Consider the following 21,734-nt stretch of genomic DNA (forward strand, 5'->3'; position numbering starts at 1 on the left):
GTTTGCGAAGTGCTAGCTGCTCCAAGCAAGTAAGAGTGATACGAACTGACAATGCCTCTGCACGTTAGCATGCATACATGGTTATACATGTGAGAGCCTTAAGCCTGCATATGAGAAAAGACACCCATGAGGTGTCTTTTTTATTGAAAGCTGGAATTCAGCAAGAAATCGTCCACCCGCGAGAATCCTCGATCCTTCCGTACTGAATCCCGGTAATCGTATCGTAGAGCCTCCGAACCAGATCACCAATGTTACCTTGGTTAATTACCATGGGCGTACTGTTCCACAGGAGACTGCCAATAGGGGAAACGACGGCAGCCGTACCTGTACCGAAGGCCTCCTCCAGGGTTCCGTTCTCATAGGCTAGAACAATGTCATCGATCGGAATTTTCCGCTCTGTAACCGGAATGCCCCACTCCTTCAGCAGGTGAATGATGCTGTTTCGCGTGATGCCATCCAGAATACTGCCGCTAAGACTTGGGGTCACAACTTCCCCATTGATTTTGAAAAAGACATTCATGCTGCCTGCTTCTTCTATATAAATTTTCTCGATGGCATCCAGCCAGAGTACTTGAGCGCAGTTGTGTGCTTTGGCGAGGGCTTGTGCCTTGAGGGTTGCGGCGTAATTGCCAGCTGCTTTGGCACTGCCCGTACCACCTTGAACAGCCCTGGTATAATGGCTTTCTACAAGGATGTTGATGGGCTTAAGCCCTTCCTCATAGTAGGAGTCAACCGGCGACATAATGATAACGAACGAATAGCGAGATGAGGCACGAACGCCTAAGCCGGCTTCGGTAGCTATCACAAAAGGACGAATATATAAAGAGGACCCCTTCTTTCTGGGCACCCAATCGGCATCTACACGAACGAGGGCTTGAATGGCGCCAACGACGAAATTCTCATCCATTTGAGGCATTTGCAGCCGGTCGGAGGAACGATTTAGTCGCTGTGCATTTTGGTCAGGTCGAAATAGAACAATCTCATCCAATTCCGTACGAAAAGCCTTTAACCCCTCGAACACGGCTTGCCCATAATGAAATACCATCGCTGAGGGGTCATGGGAAATGGGTCCATAAGGAATAATACGCGGATCATGCCAACCCTTTCCTTCCTCGAAATCCATCATAAACATATGATCAGTAAAATGACGACCAAATCCTAAGTCCTCTTCAAACCGGGGCTTTGTTTTAAAACTCAGATTGTGTTCGATTCGAATCTGTCCATACATCGCCATCAACCACCTTTTCGATAAGTTCTAACTTGTTATTGTTACTATAGATAAATAACAATCATTGATCAATTGCGAATAATCAATTACCATCATAGTTAATAACTATGATCGGAGGCATACCAAGATGGAGCATCGATTATTGGAATACTTTTTAGCGGTATGCGAAGAACTCCATTTCACGAAGGCAGCGGAAAAGCTTGGTATCAGCCAACCCACACTTAGCCAACAGATTCGTCTATTGGAGCATCGGGTAGGATCACCGCTTTTTCAGCGAATCGGAAAAAAGATTTACATCACAGAAGCAGGCGAGATCCTTCATAAACACAGCAGGAACATGTTCCATGAGTTGGATCAAGCGCAGGCGGCCATCAATGAGATCCAAGGCATGCAGCGGGGACGTCTGCGTATTGGCTGCTCCGGTAATCATTTGCTCACCGCGACGATTATTGCCTTCCATGCTCTCTACCCGAAAATCGAGCTATCCGTGACGGAACTCGCTACCGAGGAAACGAAGGAGCGTCTGCTGAGCAACCAGCTTGACATAGGCGTGGTTTTCCTGCCTGATGAAGATGAACAGTTTCATTACATCCCGATGTACAAGGAACAGCTACGGCTTGTCATTTCGGACAAGCATCCGCTAGCCCAGGCGAAAGCCATTCGTTTGGCGGACTTGGCCCAGCTTCCAATCGCTATGCTCCAGAAAAAATTTTATGTTCGGCAAATGATGGATGATTGTTGTGAGCAGTCCGGCTTTGAATGGAAACCCGCGATAGAGCTCTCAACCTTGGAATCACTGCTTCAGATGGCCAAAAATAATGTAGGCGGAGCTATTTTGCCACAGTCCTATGTGGACAGTATCCGCAGCAGCGGCATCCGGAGTATCCCGATTATAGAACCGATTCCCCAGAAGGACGTAGGCATTATTTATCGTAAGGATATGTTTTTATGTAAGACGATGGATATGTTTATGAAGCAGTTGATGCAGCAGATAGGTGCTGGAAAGAACGGGAATTTAAACGCAAAACAGATTTAGGCATTTAACATGTAAAATGAGGGATGATGTATGGAACATATATACGTATACGCCTGCCACGAAGACGAGCAGGCGCTGTGCCAGTTAGAACTGCGCACCTTGCTGGGCGCAGAGACAATGCTTGGCGCACGCTACGCAATTAGCGCGCGTCGTGTGGAGCCGAGCCGCAGCCCGTTTTTGAAGCTGCGGCTGGATGTGTTATTCGAGGCCGGCAGCTTGCCGGAGCTGGCCTCGAGGGTGGAGACGTTGACCGTACAGGGGTCAACGTTCAAGGTTGCGTTCGCGGAGACAGACGCTGCGGTCAGTACGGACCGCCAGCGCGAGGTCGCTCGCGAAATAGGCCGGCATCTTCGCGGCAAAGCCGAGATGCGGCGGCCGGAGCAATGGTTCGCCGTGACGGAGCTGGGAGGCCGATGGTTGTTCGGCCACTGCAGCTACGGCGAAGCCGTGTGGCTTCAGCATCAGCAGAAGCCGCAGAACTACTCCACCGCCCTGAGTACGCGCGTAGCGCGGGCGGTGGTGAACATTGCCGTGCCCGACGTAGCGGGTACGAAGGCCATTGACCCGTGCTGCGGCATCGGCACGGTACTGGTGGAGGCGATGTCGATGGGGATCGACATCGTGGGCTGCGACATCAACCCGCTGGCGGTGCGCGGCGCGCGGGTGAATCTCGAACACTTCGGCATGCCGAATGTGGTCAGCATCGCGGATATGCGGACCCTAGGCTTGGTAGGTGAGCAGGTGAATTTGTCACCGACCAGCCTTGAACGCATAGGCGAGCAGGTGGCGGAGTCACCGACCAGCTCGCAGATCCGCTACGATGCGCTCATCCTAGACATGCCGTACAATCTCTGTTCGAAGCTGCCGGAGGACGAGCAGCTGCAAATGCTCCAAAGCGCACGCCGATTAGCGAAGCGCGCGGTCATCGTTACGACGGAGCAGATCGATCCACTCATCGCGAAAGCAGGATTTCGCATTTCAGAGCGCTGCACCGTCAATAAAGGTAATTTCAGCAGACAAATTATCGTCTGCGTCTAGCACTAATAAAGCATGTTACCGAGCGGTCCATCTTCAGCGATGATATCTTGGATGGCATACACAGAAATAGGAAAATACAAAAATCCGTAGACATAAGCGGCCAGCTCATACACTTGAAAATAAACCACCAAAGCCTTATCAGCGATATAAAAATCCTGATCTGGTCTAATACTATTAAATTCAACCAACAAAGGAATATCCCGTGTTTTAAGCTCAGCCTTAATGATGGCACTAAGTTTGGCAACGTAATCGCTGCCGGGCTTAAACAGATCTTTGAGCGCATAGGCCTTGCCTGATTCTGTGTTGAAGGTCAGTGCGTTTTGGATCGTTAGTCCATGAGCTCCGCCCGAAAAAGCATAATTCCATAAGGTTAAGCTAAGGATACCTCGTTCATTCGTCTTTAGCTCGTAATGAGCCGTCACATCTGTCTGCGGATTTTGCGGATAGCCTTGCTCGTGAAGCTGTTTATTAACCGCGTTAACAATCGCTGTGTTCATTGCAAGCTCTGCCGGGTAAGGCGTATGCTGCACAACTGCTGGGTACAGCAGGTTTAATTTATCACGAAGCACTCTATACGTCTGTATACTAACGGGTTCATGTAATCCGTTCATCTTCATCATCCACCCATACGTTTTTGTTACAATTTATTCCGTGGGTGGGCGTTTGGTTCAACGTTCTTGGGAATGTTTGTGGAATAAGAGTCTCCAAAGGCTCCTACTGCGGAAAAAAGCATTTCAAACAGAGGAATAGAAGCCTTCAAAGACTCCTATTTCCCCCATATACCCACTTAACCCCCCATTTTTTCGAGAATAAGAGTCTCCAAAGGCTTCTATTTGTATCATTAAGGATGAAATCGGAGAAATAGCAGTCTCTAGAGACTCTTATTACATTTAGCGGTAAAGAGGAAGTGGATGTGTGAAGTGTGAGGGAATGGAGCAGAGTAGAAAAGCAGTAGAATGAAGGAATGATCGGCACAAGAGGGAGCGGAAAGTAGAAGGATGGAGGAATGTAGCTGCAATAGGAAAGTGAGAAATAAGTGTGTGTAGAGGTGAGTAGTGCATTATGGAGTAGAAAAGCAGTAGAGTGAAGGAAGGTCGGCACAAGAGGGGGTGGAAAGTAGAAGGATGGAGGAATGTAGCTGCAATAGGAAAGTGAGAAATAAGTGTGTGTAGAGGTGAGTAGTGCATTATGGAGTAGAAAAGCAGCAGAGTGAAGGAATGATCGGCACAAGAGGGAGTAGAGAAGCAGCAGAGTAAAGGAATAGGTTGCACAAGAGGGATCGAAGAAGTAGGAGTGTCTAGAAGTGAGTAGTGCAACTTGGAGCAGAGCAGCAGAAATTTGGAGAAATGGAGCAGCTTAAGCACTCTAATAGTCAAGGATTACTGCAGAACTTACCCAGCCTCATCAGCCCCGAAATCCTATAATACCCAAAAAAGAGCTCTTCCTCGGTCTCGGTAGACCAGCAGGAAAAGCTCTTTTTGTTGTACTTTATAGTTATCTTATGGTGCTAATTCTTAATCATCTTAAATAATTTGCAGCAGTTACTCCTGTGATGACATATCTTCATTGGCGGTGGAGTTTGTTGCTGTACCTTGAAGCAAGGAGTTTAATTCCTCCACTTTTTGTTTTGATTCGCTATCTTCCGCGTTGGCCTGTGCGGCATTAATGCCATGGCTCACCACATCATCACTACTGTTGGTCGTTGACATTTGAAATCACCTCCTCTAAGTTTCAGTTGATCGGTAAGTATAAATAGGCAAGCTAACTTACTTTGTATCAACTCTGGCAAACGTAATTGTCCTTAAGGGACAGCGTAAGCCATTTATCTTTGACTAATTAAGTATGTCTCTATTTTCCAGTAAACATACAGATTATTTATTTGATATTAGAATGCTCTAGCTCTAAATCATAGGTAATGACTATAAAGGATGTCTATTTTAACTATTTTACAAATATCGTAAGGGAGAGCATAATAGAACAAAATGGAAAGGTGATGATTGGCATATGGGGAAATCATTCGAAGCACTGCTGCCGGAGCATGAGGCTTTTATCGCGAAGCAGCACATCTTTTTTGTGGGGTCGGCACCACTAACGGCGGAAGGGCACGTAAATCTTTCACCGAAGGGTCATGATGTACTGCGTATTTTATCAGCGAATGAAGTGGCCTATTTGGACTTAACCGGAAGCGGGAATGAGACAAGTGCGCATTTAGAGGAAAATGGACGAATTACATTGATGTTCACGGCTGTGGAAGGGCCACCTATGATACTGCGACTGTATGGGAAGGGGCGTGTTGTTCTGCCAGGGACCCCGGAGTGGGAGAAGTTATCTTCGCGTTTTACGCTGCTGCCTGGAGCTCGGCAAATCATCGTCGCCCACGTTCATGAGGTCAAAGCATCATGCGGCTACAGCGTCCCTTTTTATACCTATGAGGGAGAACGGAATACCCTGCAGAACTGGGCAGCGAAACAAGGAGAGCAAGGGTTGAATAACTATTGGCAAGAAAAAAACATGACGAGCATGGACGGACTGCAGACGACAATCGGTCAAAAGTTATCCACAGACACTGTGTAAGATCGCACTTTTTTATTCAAAATGTTTCCGCAACGCCTCCGGCGCTTCTCGGCTTTTACGCGTCGTGCTATCCATTGTTACGCTGGTGACAAGGGCGTCAGCACATAGGTCACCTTGCTTGTTGAAAATCTCTTGCTTCAGCATATAGCTGGAGCGCCCCATTTTTTCAGGGCGGCAGGTGACCGTTAAGTGATCTCCTTGTTTGCATTCTTTTTTATAATTGATGGTGATGTTCACCGTAACAGTTTGAATCCCCATCGTGCCAAAGGTTTCATAAGATAACTGGGACTGCTCATACCATTTCTCGCGCCCCCATTCTAGGTACTCCAAATATTTGGCATTATTGACGTGTCCGTTCACATCAATTTCCGTTGATCTGACGATAATATCCAGTTTGGATTCCATGAAAATGAGCTCCTTCTTTTACACCTGACATGGGCAGGTGTTTTTGTTCATTATAGCTCGTCTATGGGTGTGAAAACCAGTAAAAGGCTCATACTGCTCCACAATGTGGGCAAACTATGCCTTGCGTGTTTGATGATGTCACTAGATTGGTTAACTTATTTTATCTGCTTATAAAGCTAGGTCCAGGAGGCGGTACATAATGGCGCAAGATTATCGTATTGAAAAGGATACGATGGGTGAAATCAGAGTACCTGTGGATAAGTTGTGGGGGGCTCAGACGCAGCGCAGCTATGAGAATTTTAAGATTGGCACAGAACGGATGCCGGTGCGGTTGATTGGGGCTTTTGCCTTGTTGAAAAAGGCCGCCGCGCAGGTGAACCGAGAGCTAGCCGGATTAAATCCAGAGAAGGCGGAGGCGATTGCGCAGGCTGCTGATGAAATCGTGGAGGGCCGCTGGAACGACGAGTTCCCGCTCGTCGTTTGGCAGACGGGCAGCGGGACGCAGTCGAACATGAACGTCAATGAGGTGATTGCTCACCGAGGCAGCGAACTGCTGGGGGATGGCGTGGAACGCATACATCCCAACGATGATGTGAATCGTTCGCAAAGCTCGAACGATACGTTTCCAACGGCGATGCATGTCGCTGGAGTCATCGCTGTGGAGGAGGAGCTTTTGCCTGCGATGGAGCTTTTGCAGGCTACGCTCCACAGCAAGATGACGGCCTTCGCCGACATCGTGAAGATCGGCCGCACGCACCTGCAGGACGCCACCCCGCTGACGCTGGGGCAGGAAATCAGCGGCTGGTGGGCGATGCTGGAGCAGACGGCGCGCATGGTGCGCAGCAGCGTCGATACGATGCGCGAGCTGGCGATCGGCGGTACCGCCGTCGGCACCGGGCTGAACGCACATCCCGAGTTCGGCGCGCGCGTCGCCGAAGCTCTGTCTCGCGAGACGGGCACGCGCTTCGTCTCGGCCGCGAACAAGTATCATGCGCTGACCAGCCATGATCAGATCGTTTACGCCCACGGCGCGCTGAAGGCGCTGGCGGCGAACTTGATGAAGATAGCCAACGATGTGCGGTGGCTATCGAGCGGTCCCCGCTGCGGGATCGGTGAAATCACGATCCCGGAGAACGAGCCCGGCAGCTCGATCATGCCGGGCAAGGTCAACCCCACGCAGAGCGAAGCGATGACGATGGTCGTTTGCCAGGTGATGGGCAACGATGCGGCCATCGGCTTCGCCGCCAGCCAGGGCAACTTCGAGCTGAACGTGTTCAAGCCCGTGATCATACACAATTTCCTGCAGTCCGTGCGGCTGCTGGCTGATAGTATGCGCTCGTTCAATGACAACTGTCTCGTTGGCATGGAGCCGAATCGCGAGGTCATTCAGCGCAACCTTGAGCAATCCCTCATGCTGGTTACAGCGCTCAACCCGTATCTCGGGTATGAGAAAGCGGCCAGCATTGCGAAGCAAGCCCACAAAGAAGGGCTGACACTGAAGGAGTCAGCCGTGCGCAGCGGCTACTTAACGGCTGAGCAGTTTGACAGCTACGTGCGTCCGCAAGACATGGTGCATCCGAAGACAACGTGAATAGCTACGGGGACGGAGTGTCTCCACCACAAAAGAGGTTGGGCCGCAGTTAAAGACTGCAGCTCAACCTCTTTTTGTACATGTCTACCCACACCCAACTGCAAAAAGTGCAGCAAATTCGAGTGAATTTCTCATCATACGTAATTAAGATGCAAAAAGTACATCAATTTTAACCTGTAATTTGCATAGGTCTTCAGCTGTCTGTCACAGATAGTCCCATCAATGGACCTATCGACCTTTTCCCTTCACATGTAGTTATGCATGTTTAATTTTCGTTATATAACGGAATATAAGAATCAAGTACTCTTAGATATGTAAGCACATACATTTAAGATTACCTGGGAGGTCACATATCAGATGAAAAAATCATTGAAACAATGGGTCGGTGTTGGTACCACAGTTATCATGGCAGCAACGGTTGTTGCAGGATGCGGGAGCACGCCGGAGAACACGCAGCAGCCAACGCCTGCAGCGGGCGCAACGGCTAATGCAAAGCCTTTTGCAGGAAAGTCGATCAATTTAGTAGCAGCTAACCATCCTTGGGCGGATGCGATCAAGCCTTTGCTTCCTGACTTCGAGAAGGAAACGGGCATCAAAGTCAATGTTGAGAGCTTTTTCGAGGATCAGCTGACACAAAAATTAACCGTACAATTTACATCCGGTTCTGCAACACCAGACGTTTTCATGTACCGTCCGCTTCAAGAGGGTAAATTATTCTATAAAAACGGTTGGGTTCAACCGCTTGATGATTACGCTCAAAAAGCAAAGGATTATGATTTCGCCGATTTTGCTAAATCAGCTGTTGGTTCCACAACGGTTGATGCGAAGCTAGCTGGTATTCCGATTATTACCGAGCAAGAAATTTTGTACTATCGTAAAGATTTGTTGCAAAAGGCCGGTATCGCAGTACCGAAAACGTTAGATGAGCTGCAAGCAGCAGTTAAGAAGCTGCATGATCCAAAAAACGAAATGTACGGCTTTGTGGCTAGGGGCCAACGTTCACCGCTAGTTACGCAAGTTTCTTCCTTCTTATATTCAGAGGGTGCAGACTTCACGAGTGGCGATAAAGCAACGATTAACACGCCAGAAGCGATCAAAGCATTTACAACGTACGGCACTCTACTTAAGGATTATGCGCCTCCAGGCGTACTCAATATGTCTTGGCCGCAAGCTTTCGGTATTTTCGCTCAAGGGAAAGTTGCTTTCTTAACGGATGCGAACTCGCTCTACAAAAATGCGACAGATCCAGCGAAGTCCCAAATTGCCGATCAAGTTGGCTTTGCTGTCATGCCTGCGGGTAAAGCAGGTTCCAAACCGTATAGTATTACATCTTGGGGTCTTGCGATGAACGCCAAATCGGGAAATAAAGATGCAACTTGGGCATTCATCGAGTGGGCAACAAGCAAAGATGTCGTGTTGAAAACACAGCAAAAAGGGAACCCGGGCGCGCGCGCATCGGTTTGGGATAAACCAGAAGGTACGACAGGCTTCCCAGCGGATCTCGTTCCTATTATTAAAGAGAGTTCTAAAAACGGTGTAGACCACGACCGTCCAACGGTAATTAGCGTAGGTGAAGCTCGTGATGCCGTTGGTGAAATCGTACAAAAATGGATGACTGGTGAAACAAACATTCAGCCGGTAGCAGATAAAGCGAATGCAGCTCTGCAAGCGATTATGGATAAAGATAAAACGAAATAAATACAGCGCGATTGCAACAAATGAGGGTCATCTCAAGTGGCCCTCTTCACCCTTTGCATAAGGGTACAATTTCATCAGGAAGGGTGAATGAAGTCATGCAATACAGTTGGTTTAACCGCAATTTAAAATGGATTTATACGCTTCCGGCGGTCATCTTCGTCCTGTTGATGATGCTGTTTCCAATCATTTATACATTCCGAATCAGCTTTTATGAGTGGAGCATGTCCGCGACAACACCGCCACTTTTTGTAGGGTTGTCGAATTATATCGCCTTATTCAAAGATGAGCGCTTTTGGCATGCAACAGGTTCAACGTTCTACTTCACGATCATGGCCCTTGGGCTTGAAGTTATCCTGGGGATCGCGATTGCCTTGCTGCTGTCGAGGGAATTCAAAGGAAAAAACATCGTAAAAACGGTATTCCTGCTGCCCATGGTAGCAACACCGGTAGCCATGGGCTTGGTGTGGATGCTTATCTACGAGCCAACGATTGGGGTAGCGAATATGATGCTCAAATCGATGGGCTTGCAGCCTTTGTTATGGCTAGCTTCGCCAAATCAGGTTATACCGTCATTGGTTATCGTAGACGTCTGGCAATGGACACCGATGATTGCTCTGATTATTATGGCAGGCTTAGCTACACTCCCAACCGATCCTTATGAGGCGGCGGATGTAGACGGTGCAACGGCATGGAGAAAATTCGTTTCCATTACGCTGCCCTTGCTGAAACCAACGATCATTGTAGCGGCGATGCTGCGCTTAATCGATGTGTTGAAGACGTTCGATATTATTTATGCGACAACACAAGGCGGACCTAATTTTGCTTCAGAGACATTGAACTTGTATGGGTATGTGCTTGGTTTCCAATACTTTAAGCTAGGTATGGCTTCATCGTTACTTGTTATCTTCTTTGCTCTGGTGATGGGACTGACTTTATTTATGATATGGATGCGTAAACGATTGGAGGGAACCTCATCATGAAGCCAAAGAAGGGCTTAAGATTTATACAAATGCTGCTAACGTTCCTAGTCCTAATCGCCTTTGGTTTTCCATTTGTTTGGATGTTACTGGCTTCTTTCAAGACACAGTCACAGATTTTATCGACAGGTGATATGTTCATCTTCAAACCAACTTTTCATAACTATGTCAGTGTGTTCAAAGAATACGACTTCCTGAAGTTTATTTGGAATAGTTTCCTTGTAGCAGCTGGTTCGACGCTTTTGTCCCTTGTTTTAGGGCTTCCGGCAGCTTATGCCATTGCAAGGCATCACCTTCACAAGCTTGGGCTTCTTATCTTAGTCGCGAGAATTATTCCGGGAATCACATTCTTGATTCCTTGGTTCATCCTGTTCTCCAAGATCCATTTGGTAGACACGTATACAGCGTTAATTCTAAGTCATATGCTTGTTGGATTACCGTTTATTATTTGGATAATGATTTCCTTTTTCGAGGCACTTCCAACGGAAATCGAAGAGTCTGGACTTATCGATGGATGTACGCATCATCAAGTGTTTCTGCGCATTATTTTGCCGATCTCAGGACCAGGTGTTATTACAGCTTCGTTACTCTCCTTCATATTTTCGTGGAACAATTTTATGTTCTCGGTTATCTTGGCAGGGGACAAAACAAAAACGTTACCGATCGCTGTGTTTAACTTTATGTCCTATTCCGAAATCAACTGGGGCGCGCTGATGGCTGCTGCCTGCATCATTACACTTCCGGTTCTCATCATTGCTTTAGTGTCTCAACGGTACGTGGTAAGCGGACTTTCTGCTGGTGCAGTGAAAGGCTAATAATGAAGACATAACGAATACGAGGGTAGTCGTCGCCTTTTCTTTGGATGACTTCTCTCGCAAACGTTAATTCTAAGTTAGAAAGCTTAGCAGAAGCATGGAAGGTGAACCCAGCGTGCCGTATAAACTTAATATTTTCAGCAAAATTCTCGTTCTATTAGTTCTACTCCTTATCCCTATTGTACTGCTCTACAGCTATACGAATCGGATAACGAATAATGTTGTTCAAGACCAGATTCAGTCATCGAATTTAAACCAGCTGTCTTTCTTCATGCATCAATTGGATGCGGACGTGGAGCGATTAGCGATGTCTCCGGTCATTCTCGGCAGCGATCCTTACATAAGGGAATTTATCGACAGGAATGAGTCGCCCGATTATGACATGCTGAAAGAACAGTCGCGAATTATACAGAAGCTTAGCCTTCAAAGTGTCTCCAGCGGATGGGTCAATGAGCTGACGATTGCCATACCGAAAGGGAAGCAAGTGCTGTCCTCTAGTATATTTGTCAACGGAACGGATGCGTGGCCTTGGGATAGCCCGATTAAGCGAACGTGGACGTATGAGGAACGCAAGGGTGACAATGGGATAGGGTCGTTCAGTAGGGAAATTAGTGAGCCTATACGTGCCCAGGTTGCCGGTCAAGCTAATGTGCTGTATCAAGTAAGGTTCAGCGTGCAGAATATGATTCAACTGCTTGATGTGTACAAGCAAGATAAACGAAGTGATCCTTTTTTGGTTGATGGGCAAAATAGGGCGATTTTCAACAGCTCGTCGAATCCGTCGATTACGCATACAATTCATGAAAGATTGGCTGGTCAAGGTTTACCGCTTACCGGCCAAGTTCAATTTGAAATTGCAAATCAACAGTATTTGATCAGCTTTGTGAAGTCGGAACAGTTGGGTTGGTACTTAGTTGATTATGTGCCTGTGGAGAAGATACTTTCTCCTATTACGATGACGCGTAAATTGTTTTACGTTTCTATTGCTCTGCTGCTTGGGATGAGCATTCTGGCTTCTTTCTTGCTGTATCGCAACGTGCAAATTCCGATTGGCAAGATGATTCAAAGTGTGCAGCAAGTGAAGCGAGGCGATTTATCGGCTCGGATCGCGTATAGAGCCAAAAATGAATTTGATTTCCTCATCCAGCGATTTAATGAGATGGCCGAGCAAATTCAAGTGCTTGTAGAGGATGTTTATGCGGAGAAAATACGCTCACGTGAAGCAACCTTGAAACAGCTGCAATCGCAGATTCACCCGCATTTTCTGTATAACTCCTTGTTCTTCATTATCAATTCAGCAGAGATGGAAGATAAAGAATCAGTCGTGGCCATGTCGCAGAATTTAGCCGAGTTTTATCGCTACACCACTAGAGTGGAAAAACAAAGTGTGCGGTTGCAGGAAGAACTGGATTTGGTAGGTCATTATTTAACGATTCAGAATCTCCGCATACACCGGTTAAAGTACGAGATATCTGTGCCAGATGAGATGTTAGATGAGCGGGTTCCCCGACTTATTTTGCAGCCGCTAGTAGAGAATGCCATTGTCCATGGGATTGAGCGTAGCGCAGAGGGTGATCGAATCACGATCACGGGTGAGCAGCAAGATGGGTGGAATCGACTGATTGTTGAAGATAACGGCGGAGGGCTGGATGAAGCAGGATTAGATAAGCTGCTTAAACAGCTGGAGGCTCCAATGTCCGATGAGATTGGCTGTGGAACATGGAATGTCCACCACCGTTTGTATTATCAGTTCGGGGAAGGCTCCGGACTTACTTTTGAGCGAGTAAATGACGGTGGTTTAAGGGCAGTGCTAACTTGGAAACACAACTCCCAGGAGAGTGATCTAGCCACCGAGGTGATAAAACGATGATTCAACTATTGATTGTCGATGATGAAGCGCATGTCGTGGATCGGCTTCAGTCTACGATTGACTGGGCATCTATCGGGATTGAGCAGGTGTTTAAGGCTTATTCCGGTAAAGAAGCGCTTGAGCTGCTCGAACAAATGTCGATTAATATCGTGATTACGGACATTCAGATGCCCGGTATCTCCGGTTTGCAATTAATTGCTGAGATCAACCGTCGCTGGGCGAAGACCAAATGTATTCTCTTATCTGGATACTCGGACTTCAACTATGCCAAAGAAGCGATTCTACAGGGTTCGGAGGATTATTTGCTCAAGCCCGTCACGGAACAAGCTTTATTAGCTACGGTCAGCCGGGTGATGGAGAAGCTGCAGAAGGAATGGGAGACCGTCATCTCTACGCAGCGTTTAACGTATACTCTCAAGGAAAATCTCCCTTTGCTTAGGGGGAATTTATTGAATGATTTACTTCAAGGTCATAAAATATCGGAGCATTCACTTCGAGAAAAAATGCAGATTCTAGAGCTCCCTGATTACCACGAGCATGCTTGCGTTTTGATGATGGTCCGGTTGGAATCGGATTTTCTGGAATATGATACCGGACATTTATCGTTAATAGAATATGCCATTAGCAACATGGCCGACGAATTATTTGCGGAGAAATTCGATAGCTGGCATACGAAGGATGCTCACGATTATTTGGTATTTGTGATGAAGCATAAGCAGGAAACACCCGACAAGGAAGATGCTGCTTGGCTGGAACGTACGGCTGCTGATCTCCAATCGGCCGTGAGCAATTATTTGAAAGGCAAAATCTCCATCCTTCTGAGCAGTTGGGGCGAGTTCCCGGCCGAAATAAATGCGCTGTACAATAGCTCGCTTAGCGCTTTTCGCAAACGTATCGGGAGTGAGCACGAGCTGTTCATGCGACTTGGCGATGAGTCTGTTCAGACCGAACTGTCAGCCTTGCAACGGCTATATGAGCCGCCAACGCTCAATCATCTATTGGAAGCAGCAAGATGGGAAGATACAGAGGAGAAGCTGTCCCTGATTTTTGATGAAATGGAAGTTAGATTTTCTGAATCTCAGGAACATCTATTAGAAGTTTATTTCTCGATCGCATCCGCTTTTGCTTATATTGCGCATAAGAATGGCCGACAGCTGCATCAGCTCATTGGCGGTGATTACGAACGAATGATGGAAGGTATACCTTTTCGTACGGTGAATCAGCTGCGTGAATGGTCGATTCGTTCTTTACAACGCATGAAGGAGGATATGGATCAAGAAAGGCAGGACAGCCGTGCAACGCTGATCAAGGATATTAGGTCTTTCATCGATCAGCATCTGGCTAGCGACGTCTCCTTACAATCGATTGCCGATCATGTGTACATGCATCCGGTTTATATATCGAAGATCTATAAACTTGAAACGGGTGAAAATTTAAGCGACTACATCAATCATGCCCGGATGGATAAAGCTGCGTATTTGCTGAAGAATGGTCAGGATAAGATTTATGAAATCGCCACACAGCTTGGCTATCAACGCCCACATTCCTTTAATCATGCGTTCAAGAAGCATTATGGCATGACTCCGCAAGAGTACCGAGATCAATATTCGTAGCGAACAAATCGTGCGGATTGGTGAGAGGAATTTGGACTTGCCCAGCGAATTTCAACAAGGGATAGAGGAGGACGATAATCATGAAAATTACGAAGTTGGAACTGTTTAAGGTGCCGCCAAGATGGTTATTTCTGAAAATCGAGACGGATGAGGGCATTACGGGATGGGGAGAGCCCGTCGTAGAGGGCAAGGCGGATACTGTTGCAGCAGCGGTGATGGAAATGAGCGATCAGATCATTGGCAAGGATCCGATGCGGATTGAGGATATGTTCCAAGTGCTGTACCGCGGCGGCTTCTACCGCGGAGGACCCATCTTGACCAGTGCAATCTCAGGCATTGAGCAAGCACTCTGGGACATTAAGGGCAAGTTCTATAATGCGCCCGTCTATGATCTGCTTGGCGGTGCTTGCCGCGACAAGACGCGTGTCTATTCGTGGATCGGCGGGGACCGCCCGAGCGACGTAGGTCAAGCGGCCAAACTGCAGGTCGCTGCTGGATTTACGGCGGTGAAAATGAATGCCACCGAGGAAATGCACTACATTGACTCCATCAGCAAAGTGGATGAAGCTATTGCGCGCATTGCCGCGGTACGCGAAGCCGTCGGCAAGGACGTTGGCATCGGCATCGATTTCCACGGCCGCGTGCACAAGTCGATGGCCAAAATCATCGTCAAGGAACTAGAGCCGTACCGGCCAATGTTCATTGAAGAGCCTGTTTTGCCTGAAAATAATGAAGCGCTTAAAGAGATCGCTCGTTACACCTCGTGTCCGATTGCCACGGGAGAGCGGATGTATACGCGCTGGGGCTTCAAAGAGCTGTTGGCCCAAGGAATCGTGGACATTATCCAACCCGATCTTTCCCATGCTGGAGGCATCTTGGAAACACGTAAAATCGCCGCGATGGCGGAAGCCTACGATATTGCAATTGCGCCGCACTGTCCGTTAGGCCCTATCGCCTTGGCAGCATGCCTGCAGTTGGATACGTGCTCTCCGAATGCCTTCATTCAGGAGCAAAGTCTCGGCATTCACTACAATCAAGGCAGTGATTTACTCGATTATTTGAAAGATCCTTCTGTGTTTAAGTATGAAGAAGGCTTCGTAGCCAATCTAACAGCTCCAGGTCTTGGCATCGAGATCAATGAAGATAAAGTAAGAGAAATGGCTGCAATTGGTCATAACTGGAAAAATCCAGTTTGGCGTCAAGCCGATGGTACAGTAGCCGAGTGGTAAGTGAAACAGCACGAAAGAGCCTCAATTCCATCTTCATGGAATTGAGGCTCTTTCGGTTTATCCTTGAGCTACTGAATCGGATCAGGAATCATATTCTTTTCCAGCAGTTCGCTATTCGTTTTCATATGTTTCATTTCATTACCCAGCTTCTTCATCTCATCCATATCCTGCGCCATGGAGCCATTGTTGGCTTCCATGGATTTGCCGGCTGAGCCGTTACAGATCCGCTCTAATTCAATTAATTTATCCAGTGCCGTCCGGCGAACTTGCAGAGGAACGAATTCGTTTTCTTGAAAGTCGGCTTCATGGAAATGAACGGTTGTATTCCCGTGCTCAGAGGTGAATGTGGTTAACGTAAGTGGGTAGGCGGCTGATGTGGCATCGTGATAAATATCGAATTTATAGACCGATTTCTCCGTGTATTCGATACGATCTAACCCCAGATCGGTTAACTGTTGATGCAGAGTGCCTTTATCCATTGTAATTCCTCCATTCAAGCATACGTCAAAAGCGTACACCGTCCTTGCGAATCTATGTGATACTTAATGTTGATTATTTTGGTAATTCGTTTTGGCAGCCTGTAAAGACTCAGCTGCAAGCTGTTTGCTTTCTTTGGCCTTATCAGCGGCTTCTGAAGCTTGATGGCTAACGGAGCTGGCCATATCCTTTGTTTTCTCACTAACTGCTGAAGCAACTTCCTGCGTCTTCTCACTAACAGCTGATGCGATATCTTGTGTTTTGTCACTTACGGTTGAGACAATATCCTGTGTTTTCTGACCTACAGCGGAAGCCAATTGGCTTGTTTTATCATTGAACGTGCGATACGTATTCGACAAGTCTTCACGCAGCTCCGACCCGGCTTTAGGGGCTAATAACAATGAGGTTACCGCGCCTACAGCGCCGCCGATTACTAAACCTAACAATAGTCCGCCTTTGTTTGTTCCGACTGCTTCACTCATGAGTCATCTCTCCTTTAGTTTGGGTGTTGTGGTGTTGCCATGCTTTATACTAGAATGTAACCTTCTTTCTTTTTTTTGAAACATAAAAACCCATTTTTATTTCCGTTTCATTATAGAAGCGAGGAAGCCCGAGCAGCATTGTGATTGAATTTTTTTCAAATGGGTAGTAGATAAAATAAACGATCAACATGTTTGATAATAAATTATGTTAAACTACGATGAGGGTTTCCGTTATCTTTTACCCGAAAGGGGTTCGAGCATGAGTATTGTGATAGTAGACGACAACGCGACGAATTTACTTATTATTGAAAAAATCCTGCTTAAAGCCGGTTACACCGATTTGGTTATGGTGTCTTCTGCCAGAGAGCTGTATCAATTATTGGATATGGATTCACCAAGTACGGTTGAAGTACCGGTTGATTTGATTTTGATGGATATGATGATGCCGGAAATTGATGGGGTGGAAGCTTGTCGAACAGTTCAAGCCGACGAAAGGTTCCGGGATATTCCGATTATTTTCGTGACGGCGATGGGGGATTCCAATAAACTGGCTGAAGCGCTGGATGCCGGGGCACTCGATTATGTGATGAAGCCGATCAATAAGGTGGAGCTGCTTGCGCGTATTCGTTCTACGCTCCGCTTGAAATATGAGAAGGATTGGCACAAAGAGCGGGACAAGCGGATTAAGTATGAGCTTGATTTGGCCAAGCAAGTCCAGCTTAGTGTGCTGAGCAGCCCCCTTAAGGATGAGCATATCCAGATCTCAGCGGTCTATAAGCCTTCCTCTGAGCTTGCGGGTGACTTCTATGCCTGGTATTCGATCGGGCCGAATCAGCATGGGATCATTTTACTGGATATGATGGGGCATGGCATTTCGTCTTCGCTTGTTTGCATGTATATTTATTCCGCTTTGAAGGATACCATCACGAACATCTGTGATCCGGAAGGCGTGATGCGTGAGCTGAATGGGCGGATGAATCAGCTGCATCAATCAGATAACCTGATTAATTACTATTTTACAGCGATTTATATGGTCCTGGATACGGAACGGCGCACGATAGAGTATGTGAATGCCGGACATCCCGCAGGCATCGCGCTTCTAGACGGTGAAGTGAAATTGCTGACAGAAGGCTGTTGTGCCCTCGGCTTTTTTGAGGGGATTGAGATTACCAAAGGTGTTATTCCCTATGAGAAGGAAGCCCGAATTGTCTTGTTCACTGACGGTCTGTCGGAGTGGCTAGATGATGAACAAGAGGACGGCATCACCAAAATCATGGGAAGCTTGAAGGAGACGACGACGCACGATCCAGACGGCTTGGTTGAGCGCATTTATCCTTATGCCAAAACGGGTTCTCCGCAAGACGATATGTGCTTGGTTATGATAACAACGTAGTAGTTAGCGGCGAAAAATATCGTCTCCGATAGCAGATTGGCGAAAGTGGTTTATAAACGTCACGGACGCACAAGTTTTATCCCAAATGGGGAATAAAACTTGTGCTTTTTTTGTTTCAATAGACCCGAAGGCGTGTAATAAGGAGTATTAGTCCAACACGTTGGGAGGAATTGGGATGACGACATTGGCATCGGAAGCCAGTTCAGACGCTTTGTATTTATTACATGAGGGGACGCAGTATCAAAGTTATCATTTTCTGGGTTCCCATGTGGAAGAGCGCAGTGGTCAGATGGGGGTTAACTTCGCAGTTTGGGCGCCAAATGCCAAACAGGTTAACGTTTCAGGCAGCTTCAATGGATGGAATGGCAGCAATCACGAGATGTCGCTAGCAGATGGCGTATGGACGCTGTTCATTCCGGAACTAGGTGAAGGCACACTATATAAATATGAAATCGTCACTTTGGACGATGAATGCTATCTAAAGTCAGATCCTTATGCGTTTCATTCCGAGCTTCGACCCGGAACGGCTTCTATTGTGACCTCACTGGAAGGTTATGAATGGCAGGACGAGGCGTGGTTGGCGAACAACACGTCAAACCAATTCCTACAACAGCCGCTCCTTATCTACGAGGTGCATTTGGGCAGTTGGAAGCGCAAGGAGGACGGCGGATTCTACAGTTATGTGGAATTAGCTGATGGGCTAGTCGATTATGTGCATGAACGGGGCTATACCCATATTGAGCTGATGCCGTTAGAGGAACATCCTCTGGATGCGTCTTGGGGCTATCAGGTAACCAGCTACTTCTCAGTGACTAGCCGATTTGGATCACCGAAGGACTTCATGTACTTCGTAGACCGCTGCCACCAGAAGGGAATTGGGGTCATTATGGATTGGGTGCCCGCACATTTTTGCAAGGACGCTCACGGCTTGACCCGATTCGATGGGACACCGCTTTATGAATATGCAGACAGCCGAAAAGGTGAACATCCTACTTGGGGGACGCAGGTATTCGATTACGCAAAGCCGGAAGTTCTTAGTTTCCTAATCTCTAATGCCCTATTTTGGATGGATGTCTATCATATTGATGGGTTAAGAGTGGATGCGGTTTATAGCATACTAACGCTGAATTTCGATCGAGAAGAAGAGGAGCGTATTGTGAATGAAAAGGGCGGCGATGAGAATCTCGAAGGAATTGCCTTCCTCCAGAAACTGAATGCCGTCGTATTCTCCAGGTATCCCAATGCACTGATGATGGCAGAGGATACGAGCTCTTATCCAGGCGTAACCGCTCCCGTCGAGAATGGCGGACTAGGCTTTAATTACAAATGGAACTTAGGCTTTACGTGGAACACGCTTACGTATATGAAGAAAAATCAGGAAGAACGCAGAAGTCAGGAAGATCAATTGACGAATTCGCTGCTAAATGCTTGGGATGAAAATTATATTCTCCCCTATGCGCATGATGAAGTGGTTCATTCCAACAAATCCCTTCTCGGTAAAATGTCAGGTGACGATAACTGGCAGCGTTTCGCTAATCTGCGAGTGCTGTACACCTATATGATGGGTCATCCGGGCAAAAAGCTGCTTTTTATGGGGAATGAATTCGGTCAGATCGATGATTGGAATTCGGAAGCTTCGCTGGAATGGGATTTATTGAAATTCGAAGAACATCAGCAATTTGAGCATTTTGTGAAAAATATGAATCACTTCTACATAGCGGAGAGAGCCTTATGGGAGTTGGATTATGAACCGATCGGCTTCGAACCGATTAACGCTGAGGATAAAAGCGATGGACTTGTGTCTTTCATTCGAAACTCGGAAAACGGCAATGAACAGCTCGTCATCATCTGTAATTTTAAGCCTGAGGCTCATGAGGGATATCGACTAGGGGTGATGAGGCCCGGGCGTTATCAGGAGGTCTTTAATAGTGATAAGCAAGAATTCGGTGGATCGGGCGTGACGAATGACAGAACGCTAGTCTCCGAAGAGTGGACATGCCAGGATTGTCCGCACAGCATAACGGTATCGATACCTCCCCTGGCAGCAATCGTACTCAAATATATTCCTTCGGAAGGATGAGATGACTATGAAAAAGCGGGAATGTGTAGCCATGTTATTAGCTGGCGGTGAAGGAACTAGATTGGGTCCTTTAACTAAAAATGTCGCTAAGCCGGCTGTTCATTTTGGCGGAAAATATAGAATTATCGACTTTACCTTGAGCAATTGCCGTAATTCCGGTATGGATACGGTCGGTGTGCTGACGCAGTACAAGCCAGCTGTTTTGCATGCCCATATTGGCAAAGGGGAAGTCTGGGGCATGGTGAATGAAAGCGGCGGCATCTCTATTCTGGAAAGGCAGGTTAGCGCTCCGAATGCTTATTCGGGAACAGCGGATGCCATCTATCAAAATATATCCTACCTTCGTGCACATGATCCAAGCTACGTGTTAATTATTTCTGGTGATCATATTTATCATATGGATTACAGAGCTATACTCGAGCATCATAAAGCTTCTGGTGCCGATGCAACGCTTTCGGTTATTCCAGTGAGATGGGAAGAAGCGAGCCGATTCGGCATTATGAATACGGACGAGCATCACCGGATTACCGGATTTGCTGAGAAACCACTCAAACCTGTTAGCAATCTGGCTTCCATGGGCGTTTATATATTTAATTGGGAAGTGCTGAAGGCATGCCTGGAACAAGATGCGAAAGATATGACATCGAGTCATGATTTTGGTCATGATATTATTCCTGGACTGTTGGCGGCAGGTGCCTATTTATCCGCTTATCCATTTAAAGGGTATTGGAAAGATGTCGGTACGATCGAAAGCCTATGGGAATCCCATATGGATTTACTTGGTTATACGCCAAGGCTGCATTTGGATCATGATACATGGCCTGTACTGACCCAAGAGCGTGATCTTCCGAAAAGCCATGTCGCCCTAGGTGCTAGAGTGAACAATGCAGTGATAGGAGACGGCGCAACCATTCATGGTCATGTGAATCATTCTGTTCTATTTGATGGTGTTAGAGTTGGAGAAAATAGTAGAGTGCTGAACAGTGTCATTATGCCAGGTGTACAGATTGGAAAAAATGCACTTATTCTTAATGCTGTTATTGGAGAAGGATCCATTATCAAAGATGGAGCTATTGTTGGTAAGCCAGGTGGTGCAGAGATTATTGCAGTAGGTGAGAAAACAGTGGTAGGACGTCATTATCCAGCTAAGATACCTGCTAAGCTGACGGATACGAGGCTGAATTTCGGTTAATTGAGGTAGTAAATGCTTACGAAGATAGCTTTGCTG

Annotated in this window: 19 protein-coding genes; 13 read left to right on the forward strand and 6 right to left on the reverse strand. The window is 47.0% G+C overall.

Features of this window, described 5'->3' with window-relative positions:
• Window positions 1–157: 157 nt before the first annotated feature.
• Window positions 158–1,228, reverse strand: a complete 1,071-nt coding sequence (locus tag QFZ78_RS25105) for a branched-chain amino acid aminotransferase (RefSeq protein ID WP_307551579.1) — start codon at window positions 1,226–1,228, stop codon at window positions 158–160.
• 127 nt (window positions 1,229–1,355) lie between these two features.
• Between QFZ78_RS25105 and QFZ78_RS25110 the strand changes: the two genes are divergently transcribed.
• The gene (locus tag QFZ78_RS25110) at window positions 1,356–2,264 is read left to right on the forward strand and encodes a LysR family transcriptional regulator (RefSeq protein ID WP_307551581.1); all 909 of its coding nucleotides are present in this window, start codon (window positions 1,356–1,358) and stop codon (window positions 2,262–2,264) included.
• Window positions 2,265–2,294: 30 nt separating this feature from the next.
• A complete protein-coding gene (locus QFZ78_RS25115) occupies window positions 2,295–3,302 on the forward strand; it encodes a TRM11 family SAM-dependent methyltransferase (protein WP_307551583.1) in 1,008 nt (335 codons plus the stop codon).
• A 2-nt stretch (window positions 3,303–3,304) separates the two neighbouring features.
• On the opposite strand, the gene QFZ78_RS25120 is transcribed toward QFZ78_RS25115, so the two are convergent.
• Together QFZ78_RS25120 and QFZ78_RS25125 are read right to left on the reverse strand one after the other, a co-directional pair.
• Window positions 3,305–3,913 carry a DUF3298 and DUF4163 domain-containing protein gene (locus QFZ78_RS25120; RefSeq protein ID WP_307551585.1) on the reverse strand — a complete coding sequence of 203 codons (609 nt, stop codon included), beginning with the start codon at window positions 3,911–3,913 and terminating at the stop codon, window positions 3,305–3,307.
• A gap of 930 nt (window positions 3,914–4,843) precedes the next feature.
• Window positions 4,844–5,011 (reverse strand): hypothetical protein, encoded by a 168-nt coding sequence (locus QFZ78_RS25125; protein ID WP_307551588.1) that lies wholly within the window; start codon window positions 5,009–5,011, stop codon window positions 4,844–4,846.
• A gap of 295 nt (window positions 5,012–5,306) precedes the next feature.
• On the opposite strand from QFZ78_RS25125, the gene QFZ78_RS25130 reads away from it, so the two are divergent.
• The gene (locus QFZ78_RS25130; RefSeq protein WP_307551590.1) at window positions 5,307–5,876 is read left to right on the forward strand and encodes a pyridoxamine 5'-phosphate oxidase family protein; all 570 of its coding nucleotides are present in this window, start codon (window positions 5,307–5,309) and stop codon (window positions 5,874–5,876) included.
• Window positions 5,877–5,888: 12 nt separating this feature from the next.
• Here QFZ78_RS25130 and QFZ78_RS25135 read toward each other — a convergent pair whose 3' ends face one another.
• Window positions 5,889–6,281 carry an acyl-CoA thioesterase gene (locus tag QFZ78_RS25135; protein ID WP_307551592.1) on the reverse strand — a complete coding sequence of 131 codons (393 nt, stop codon included), beginning with the start codon at window positions 6,279–6,281 and terminating at the stop codon, window positions 5,889–5,891.
• Between the two features lie 199 nt (window positions 6,282–6,480).
• Here QFZ78_RS25135 and fumC point away from each other — a divergent pair, with 199 nt between their 5' ends.
• From fumC to dgoD, 7 genes are all read left to right on the forward strand, one after another.
• Window positions 6,481–7,872, forward strand: a complete 1,392-nt coding sequence (gene fumC / locus QFZ78_RS25140; RefSeq protein ID WP_307551594.1) for a class II fumarate hydratase — start codon at window positions 6,481–6,483, stop codon at window positions 7,870–7,872.
• A gap of 357 nt (window positions 7,873–8,229) precedes the next feature.
• On the forward strand, window positions 8,230–9,570 hold the full coding sequence (locus tag QFZ78_RS25145) for an ABC transporter substrate-binding protein (RefSeq protein ID WP_307551596.1): 1,341 nt from the start codon (window positions 8,230–8,232) through the stop codon (window positions 9,568–9,570).
• Window positions 9,571–9,665: 95 nt separating this feature from the next.
• Complete coding sequence (locus QFZ78_RS25150; protein ID WP_307551598.1) at window positions 9,666–10,550, forward strand: carbohydrate ABC transporter permease; 885 nt, start codon at window positions 9,666–9,668, stop codon at window positions 10,548–10,550.
• Window positions 10,547–11,362: a carbohydrate ABC transporter permease gene (locus QFZ78_RS25155; RefSeq protein ID WP_307551600.1), complete on the forward strand. Its 816-nt coding sequence runs from the start codon at window positions 10,547–10,549 to the stop codon at window positions 11,360–11,362. The genes QFZ78_RS25150 and QFZ78_RS25155 overlap by 4 nt, the downstream gene beginning before the upstream one ends.
• A gap of 115 nt (window positions 11,363–11,477) precedes the next feature.
• Complete coding sequence (locus tag QFZ78_RS25160) at window positions 11,478–13,232, forward strand: sensor histidine kinase (protein WP_307551602.1); 1,755 nt, start codon at window positions 11,478–11,480, stop codon at window positions 13,230–13,232.
• Window positions 13,229–14,845: a response regulator gene (locus QFZ78_RS25165; protein ID WP_307551604.1), complete on the forward strand. Its 1,617-nt coding sequence runs from the start codon at window positions 13,229–13,231 to the stop codon at window positions 14,843–14,845. Before QFZ78_RS25160 ends, QFZ78_RS25165 begins: the two co-directional genes overlap by 4 nt.
• An 80-nt stretch (window positions 14,846–14,925) precedes the next feature.
• On the forward strand, window positions 14,926–16,074 hold the full coding sequence (gene dgoD, locus QFZ78_RS25170; protein WP_307551606.1) for a galactonate dehydratase: 1,149 nt from the start codon (window positions 14,926–14,928) through the stop codon (window positions 16,072–16,074).
• A 68-nt stretch (window positions 16,075–16,142) separates the two neighbouring features.
• Here the strand turns inward: dgoD and QFZ78_RS25175 are convergent, their stop codons facing one another.
• Together QFZ78_RS25175 and QFZ78_RS25180 are read right to left on the reverse strand one after the other, a co-directional pair.
• Window positions 16,143–16,553, reverse strand: coding sequence for a hypothetical protein (locus QFZ78_RS25175; protein WP_307551607.1), 411 nt, complete (start codon window positions 16,551–16,553; stop codon window positions 16,143–16,145).
• A 63-nt stretch (window positions 16,554–16,616) separates the two neighbouring features.
• A complete protein-coding gene (locus QFZ78_RS25180) occupies window positions 16,617–17,033 on the reverse strand; it encodes a YtxH domain-containing protein (protein ID WP_307551608.1) in 417 nt (138 codons plus the stop codon).
• Between the two features lie 259 nt (window positions 17,034–17,292).
• Here QFZ78_RS25180 and QFZ78_RS25185 point away from each other — a divergent pair, with 259 nt between their 5' ends.
• The 3 genes from QFZ78_RS25185 to QFZ78_RS25195 all read left to right on the forward strand — a co-directional run bounded on the left by QFZ78_RS25185 (window position 17,293) and on the right by QFZ78_RS25195 (window position 21,698).
• Window positions 17,293–18,426: a PP2C family protein-serine/threonine phosphatase gene (locus QFZ78_RS25185; protein WP_307551610.1), complete on the forward strand. Its 1,134-nt coding sequence runs from the start codon at window positions 17,293–17,295 to the stop codon at window positions 18,424–18,426.
• A 175-nt stretch (window positions 18,427–18,601) separates the two neighbouring features.
• On the forward strand, window positions 18,602–20,506 hold the full coding sequence (gene glgB / locus QFZ78_RS25190; protein WP_307551612.1) for a 1,4-alpha-glucan branching protein GlgB: 1,905 nt from the start codon (window positions 18,602–18,604) through the stop codon (window positions 20,504–20,506).
• A gap of 7 nt (window positions 20,507–20,513) precedes the next feature.
• Window positions 20,514–21,698, forward strand: coding sequence for a glucose-1-phosphate adenylyltransferase (locus QFZ78_RS25195; protein WP_307551614.1), 1,185 nt, complete (start codon window positions 20,514–20,516; stop codon window positions 21,696–21,698).
• Window positions 21,699–21,734: the final 36 nt, after the last annotated feature.

This window comes from Paenibacillus sp. V4I5 (assembly GCF_030817255.1).
Classification (GTDB): Bacteria; Bacillota; Bacilli; order Paenibacillales; family NBRC-103111; genus Paenibacillus_E.